This is a genomic window from Streptomyces sp. UNOC14_S4 (genome assembly GCF_020740835.1).
Lineage (GTDB): Bacteria > Actinomycetota > Actinomycetes > Streptomycetales > Streptomycetaceae > Streptomyces.
In genome coordinates this window covers 1-5,915 of the sequence record NZ_JAINFC010000471.1, presented here as the reverse complement: position 1 = coordinate 5,915, position 5,915 = coordinate 1, and the positions used below count along the sequence as shown (strand labels likewise).

At 69.3% G+C, this 5,915-nt stretch carries 7 protein-coding genes; 3 read left to right on the top strand and 4 right to left on the bottom strand.

The genetic code is table 11. The features are described 5' to 3' along the window. The first annotated feature begins 188 nt into the window (after nt 1-188). On the top strand, nt 189-1,055 hold the full coding sequence (locus K6I34_RS29790) for a hypothetical protein (RefSeq protein WP_229330631.1): 867 nt from the start codon (nt 189-191) through the stop codon (nt 1,053-1,055). Between the two features lie 25 nt (nt 1,056-1,080). Next, a complete protein-coding gene (locus K6I34_RS29785; RefSeq protein ID WP_229330630.1) occupies nt 1,081-1,713 on the top strand; it encodes a TIGR03085 family metal-binding protein in 633 nt (210 codons plus the stop codon). 1,048 nt (nt 1,714-2,761) lie between these two features. On the opposite strand, the gene K6I34_RS29780 is transcribed toward K6I34_RS29785, so the two are convergent. Both K6I34_RS29780 and K6I34_RS29775 read right to left on the bottom strand, forming a co-directional pair. Then, nucleotides 2,762-2,953 (bottom strand): hypothetical protein, encoded by a 192-nt coding sequence (locus tag K6I34_RS29780; protein WP_229330629.1) that lies wholly within the window; start codon nt 2,951-2,953, stop codon nt 2,762-2,764. Nucleotides 2,954-2,964: 11 nt separating this feature from the next. Further along, a complete protein-coding gene (locus K6I34_RS29775; protein WP_229330628.1) occupies nt 2,965-3,816 on the bottom strand; it encodes a helix-turn-helix transcriptional regulator in 852 nt (283 codons plus the stop codon). 297 nt (nt 3,817-4,113) lie between these two features. On the opposite strand from K6I34_RS29775, the gene K6I34_RS29770 reads away from it, so the two are divergent. Beyond that, the gene (locus K6I34_RS29770; RefSeq protein ID WP_229330627.1) at nt 4,114-4,623 is read left to right on the top strand and encodes an ATP-binding protein; all 510 of its coding nucleotides are present in this window, start codon (nt 4,114-4,116) and stop codon (nt 4,621-4,623) included. Between the two features lie 100 nt (nt 4,624-4,723). Here the strand turns inward: K6I34_RS29770 and ybaK are convergent, their stop codons facing one another. Both ybaK and K6I34_RS29760 read right to left on the bottom strand, forming a co-directional pair. After that, nucleotides 4,724-5,221 carry a Cys-tRNA(Pro) deacylase gene (gene ybaK, locus K6I34_RS29765; protein ID WP_229330626.1) on the bottom strand — a complete coding sequence of 166 codons (498 nt, stop codon included), beginning with the start codon at nt 5,219-5,221 and terminating at the stop codon, nt 4,724-4,726. A 19-nt stretch (nt 5,222-5,240) separates the two neighbouring features. After that, nucleotides 5,241-5,915: LON peptidase substrate-binding domain-containing protein (locus K6I34_RS29760; protein WP_229330624.1), on the bottom strand; the 675-nt coding region annotated here is incomplete at its 5' end.

Genomic DNA, 5,915 nt, shown 5'->3' with positions numbered 1-5,915 from the left:
GGGGTCTGGGGGGTGCCGGTCATGGTGTCCATTCTGCCGCCACGGCCGGGGACGGAGGGGCGGGTGGTGCGCGCGGTGCCGGTGACGGCTGCCGGTGACGGGGGTGACCGGGCGGCCCGTGGCTGGTCATGACCCTGATCGGACTCCCCGGCGCTCGGGCTGTCAGTGGCGTACGGCATGCTTCGACCATGACCTCTCCGCCGCCGAACTCCCAGGAACCGCCCCGCGACAGCAGTGGGTTCGGGCCGCCGCAGGCGTTCGGCCCGCCGGGGCAGCCGCCCGTGCAGCCGCCTGCCCAGCCGCCCGCCGCCGGGCCGCAGCCCTTCGGGCAGCCGTACGGTCCGCCGCAGGGTGCGCAGGGCTACGGTCAGCAGCCGGGTTTCGGCCAACCCGGGGCGCCGTACGGGCAGCAGCCGTACGGGCAGCAGTTCGCGCCGCCGATGCCGCCGCCTCCCCCGCCGTCGGGGGGCAGCGGTGCGAAGGTGGCGGCGATCGTGGTCGCCTGTGTGCTGGTGGCGGGCATCGCCGTCGGCGGTCTCGTGCTCGCTTTCAAGGGCGGCCACAAGTCGTCGGCGTCGGCGGCCAGGAAGGACCCGCGCCCGTCCGCGTCCTCCGAGCCGTCGGCGCCCGCCACGGAGCCCGGCGACGAGCCGTCGGCCACGCCCTCCGGGGCGGACGACTCCGGCCTGGACCAGCGCGTGCCGTACGTGGTGCTCAAGCCCGGTGAGTGCTTCGACCACCCGAGCCTGCACGGCGGCATATCGGTGGTGACGAAGCAGTCGTGCAACGGGACGCACGACGGCGAGGTGATATCCAACGCGACCCTGTCGGGCTCCTTCGACACCGAGCAGGCGATCCAGGACAAGGCGAAGAGCCTGTGCGAGACCGACGCGCAGAAGCGTGTCTCGTCCATCACGGACGGCCGTACGTACTACTCGTACGTGCTGTATCCGGCCAAGCGGACGTACGACCGCGGGCAGAACCAGATCACGTGCAGCATCACCCGGAGCATTACGCCGGGCGGAGCGAAGCTGACGGAGCCTCTGCCGAACTAGGGGCGGCGGTCGTAGGGTGGGCCGCATGTCGACCCATGCGCAGCGCGAGCGCCTGCTCCTCGCCGACCTGCTGGAAACCGTGGGGCCGGGCGCCCCGACGCTCTGCACCGGCTGGAAGGCGCGCGACCTCGCGGCCCATGTCGTCGTGCGGGAGCGCCGCTCCGACGCGGCGGCGGGCGTGGTGTTCAAGCCGCTGGCCCCGCGGCTCGAACGGGTGCAGGAGGAGTTCGCCGCCAAGCCGTACGAGGAGCTGCTCCAGCTGATCCGCACCGGGCCGCCGAAGCTGTCCCCGTTCGCCCTCAAGCAGGTCGACGAGGCGGCCAACACGGTCGAGTTCTTCGTGCACACGGAGGACGTGCGCCGCGCCCAGCCGGACTGGGCGCCCCGCGACCTCGACCCCGTCTTCGCCGACGCGCTCTGGCTCCGCCTGGAGCGCATGGCCCGCGTCCTCGGCCGCAAGTCCCCTGTGGGCCTCGTCCTGCGCCGCCCCGACGGCCGCACGGCCGTGGCCCACCGCGGTGCCCCTGTCGTGACGGTCACGGGCGAACCCGGCGAACTCATCCTCTTCGCCTTCGGCCGCCAGGGCGCTTCGCACGTGGAACTGGACGGCGACGCGGACGCGGCGGCGAAGCTCCGCGCAGCGGAGCTGGGGCTGTAACCGGGGGCTCCGCCCCCGGCCCTCGCCGTCGGTTGCGGCCGGTGGTCCAGTTGCGCCCACCCGTTCCTCCCCCGGACTCCGTCCGGGGGACCCCCAGCGGAACGCATGCCCACAACCGGCAGGCGACGCGCAAGGGCGCCCCATCAGGGGCGCAGGGAACTGCGCGATCAGCTGGAAACGACACAGTCGCACTAACCGAGCCAAGGGGGCACCTCAGCATGAACGGAGCCGAGCCACGCCGGGGAATTCCCAATTCATAACCCGACGCAATACGGTTTAGCGGTGCACAGTTCGCAAAAATTTGCACCCTCTCCGGGGAACCCAAGAGAGGGTGCAACAAGCGAACTTTCAGACCCGAAGACCGTTACCGCCTAGTCGCATGGACCGCTGTAGAAATAATATCCCGAACCATCCTTATTCCCCATGGACCAGTAGGCGACCTTATGGCCAGCTTTACGGTCCCACTTTATCCAGGAATAGAAGGTCCCGTCCGAATCTACGAACGAATAGGGAGCGCACCAGTCGTGAGAAGCCGCCGAAGCGGTAGGCGCTGAGGCGATTCCGAACCCTGCGGCAAGAAGGCCCGCGCATGCGCCGGCGGTCAGCCAGCGCCCCAATGTGAGCTTCATCAAACACCCTTCAGGGATTGATTCCGCTTTCCATGAACATGACGCACGCTAACCTCGATTACACGCCCACCGCAATCGATTTCCGGCCGCAGATTCCGCCAAGGCCTCACGGGTTTAAGCACCGGACTGCTCCACCCTCCCGAAAGCCACCTCCAGATAATCCAGAGTCCCGGCAAGCCGAGGGCCAGCAGAGCGTGCACATGACAGCAGACAGCAAGCACACCTCGAAGCGGCCGCCAAGAGCACGGCTCGCCACCGACTACGCTTCGCCCCCCTCGCCTGCCTGCGCCTGCCGAACTGTGTTCGTTCCACCCAGGGAAAGGTTTACGCCAGCATCGACATTGGTGACGAAAGGGTGAGTTGTGCCCGAGTTGAGCGACTGAGGAGATCCGGGGCAGCAGGGTCCACCCTCGAGACCGTCAGAGCAAGTGATCGACCCTACCTGCTTTAATGTCGCGGATGAGGGCGCGGAGCGCGTCACGGGTGTCGGTGACGTAGTACTCCTCGGCACCGCTGACGGCGATATACGCGTTGCCGAGGCTGTCGATACCTATCCGGAAGCAGTTGGCGGCCTCGCCGCAGAAGGCATCTTCCCAGGTGATGTGTGACATGCAGAGCTCCCCTAGAGCTGGTGAATGATCTGACGGATGAAATCGCGTGACGGCTCGGATGCGAGTGTCACGGACTCCAGTTGCTCCAGCTGGGCACGGTACTTCCTGAGCTGCATCTCCGAGTCGATGAACTCCGGCCCGTGGGTGCTGTCCAGTTCGACGACGTCGAGTTGGGGCACGGCAGCCTCGGCGTAGATGACCGACTGGCCAGCTCCCGGGAATCCACCGCTCTTGAATGGGATGACGCGTACAGTGACATTGTCGCGATCAGTCATGCGCAGGATGTGCTCCAGCTGCCTTCGTGACACATCACCGCCGCCAAACTCCATCCGCAACGCGGCCTCGTGGAGGATGACATCCACCTCCGGCGGGTCGGGTTTGTCGAGTACCTGCGCCCTGTCCATCCGCTGGGCGACCCGGGCTTCGACCTCCCCGTCGGGCAGACGTGGAAAGACCTGATCGAAGACCGCCCGTGCGCGCTCCTCGGTCTGGAACAAGCCAGGTAGGTGAACGGTGAGAGCCATGCGCATACGGGTGGCGTGCCACTCCATTTCCGCGATATCCAGGAAGCCGACGGGCAAGACGCCCCGGTAGGTCTCCCACCAGCCCTTGCCTCGCTCACCCGCCATGTCGGCCAGTGCATCCACAAGGCTCGCGTCCGGACACCCATAGTTGCCAGCCAGGACACGCACTCGGTCCGCACTGATGCCCGAGCGACCCGACTCCATGTTCGGCACGTTCGTGCGGGGTACGCCCAGCAGGCCAGCAGCGAACTCGGTCGTCATACCGGCCGCGATGCGCATCTTGCGCAGCTCCGTCCCCAGACGCTTCTGTCGCGCCGTCGGTGTACGTCTCGGGGGCATGCACTCTCCCAACTTCCTTCACTTACAAGGGATGAGGCCAGTTTGCCCGCGCGGCCAGCGGTCGGTCCAACGAACGGGTGGCACCTTCAGCGAAGAGTAGTACGCGTACTCCTGAGTGCCCTACAGTCAGTTCCGCGTCACTCACCGCACGGCGTCAGCCGGAAGCGCATCGGTGCGGGCTGCCTGCTTGCCTCTGCCCTGGGGGAGGCGCCCCGCGCCCAGGGAGACAAGCCACCGGCAGCCGTTTCGCCGCCGCGCGTACCCCACCACCTCACCCACCCCACTCGGAGCTGCCGTATGCCCGCCAGCCTCTGCCCGCTCATCTCCCGGCCCGTGCCAAAGCCGGGCCTTCCACCGCTGGCACCCCAGAAGCTCGCCTACAGCTTCACGCTGCCCGGCGGACCGGAAGCCGCCGGGATCGCCCGCGACAACGCGCGCATCTCCCTCGACAAGCACGGGCTCTCGAACATCACACTCCCCGCACTCCAGGTGGTCGGCGAACTCACCGCGGCGGCCTCGCTGTTCGCCCCCGACCAGTCGCTCTACATCCACCTGCGGTGGCGCGAGGAGGACAACGCCCTCCGCACGATCGTCTGGGACCCCCACCCCCGCACCCACGCGAACCCCGACGCCACCGCGGCCTGCGTCGCCCACCGCAAGGGGCAGCTCCTGCTCCTCGCCCGCACCGTCCACGAATGCGGCGGCACCTGGGGCCTCTCCGAACCGGCCGACACCTCGGAAGGCACCCGCGTCTGGGCCGACCTCCCCCGTACAGGAGCGGCGGCCTACGCACGCCAGCCGCTCTGAAAGAGCCCACACCGCCACCACCAGTCACGCCCGACCAGCGCACCTCAACAAAATCAAGTTACGAGCTCTTGGCCGCGGGTAAGCATTCACAGCGATGGGATCAGGTTCGGGCTATCGGGGCCACCACCGCATCGGCCAGAGCGGCTAGGTCCGCCGGGGCGAGTTCGACCTCCAGGCCGCGCCGCCCGGCCGAGACGCAGATCGTGGCGTACGCGGCCGCCGACGCGTCCAGCACCGTCGGCAGGCGCTTGCGCTGCCCCAGCGGGGAGATGCCGCCCCGCACGTAGCCCGTCGTGCGCTCGGCGGCCGCCGGGTCGGCCATCGCCGCCCGTTTGCCGCCGACGGCGGTCGCCAGGGCCTTGAGGTCCAGGGAGCCGGAGACCGGGACCACGGCCACGGTCAGGGTGCCGTCGACCTCCGCCACCAGTGTCTTGAAGACCTGCCGGGGGTCGACACCCAGGGCCTCGGCCGCCTCCTCGCCGTACGAGGCGGCGGCCGGGTCGTGCGTGTAGGCGTGCACCGTGAAGGACGCGCCCGCCCGCTCCAGGGCGACGACCGCCGGGGTGGACCCGGCCTGCTGCTTCTTCGCCTTCTTCACCGTGTGCCTTCGGTTGCCTTCAGTTGGGGCTGGTCGGCTGCCGCGTGAGGTCCATGGCGGGCAGCGACGGCAGCTTACTGATCACCGCCGTCTCGGCGCGCAGCAGTTTCAGCTCGTCCGCCAGCCGGCTCGCGGTGTCCGGGGCCTGGAGCAGCCGCTGCTTCGCGGGGGTGTCCAGCATCGCCGCAGCCGCGACCAGGTAGGACAGCACGGTCGGCTCCCCGGGGAGCTCCGTCTGCTGGGCCAGGGACCGCTCCGCCGCCCCCGCCAGCCGCTTCTGGTACGCCCGGAAGGCCCGCACCACACCGGAGGCCAGGGCGCCCGCGCCCTCGCCCTCGTCCTCCTCCAGGTACTCCACCTCGCCGGTCAGGTAGGGGCCCGACGCGTCCACGGACAGCAGCCGGAAGCGGCGGGTGCCGGAGGAGAGGACCTCGTACGTGCCGTTGTCCCGCTTGCGGATCGTGGCGGCCTCCGTCTCGCAGCCCACCGCGTAGAACGCCTTCATCGGGTCCTGCCCGAACCCCGACGCCGGGCCGGGCTCCGGCCGTGCCCCTTCCGGCAGGCCCGGCGCGGTGGGCGCGACCTCGTGGCCGTCGCGGATGGCGACGACGCCGAAGCGGCGTGGCTCGTCCTCGGGGAGTGCCGACAGATCGCCCATCATGGCGCGGTAGCGGCGCTCGAAGACGTGGAGGGG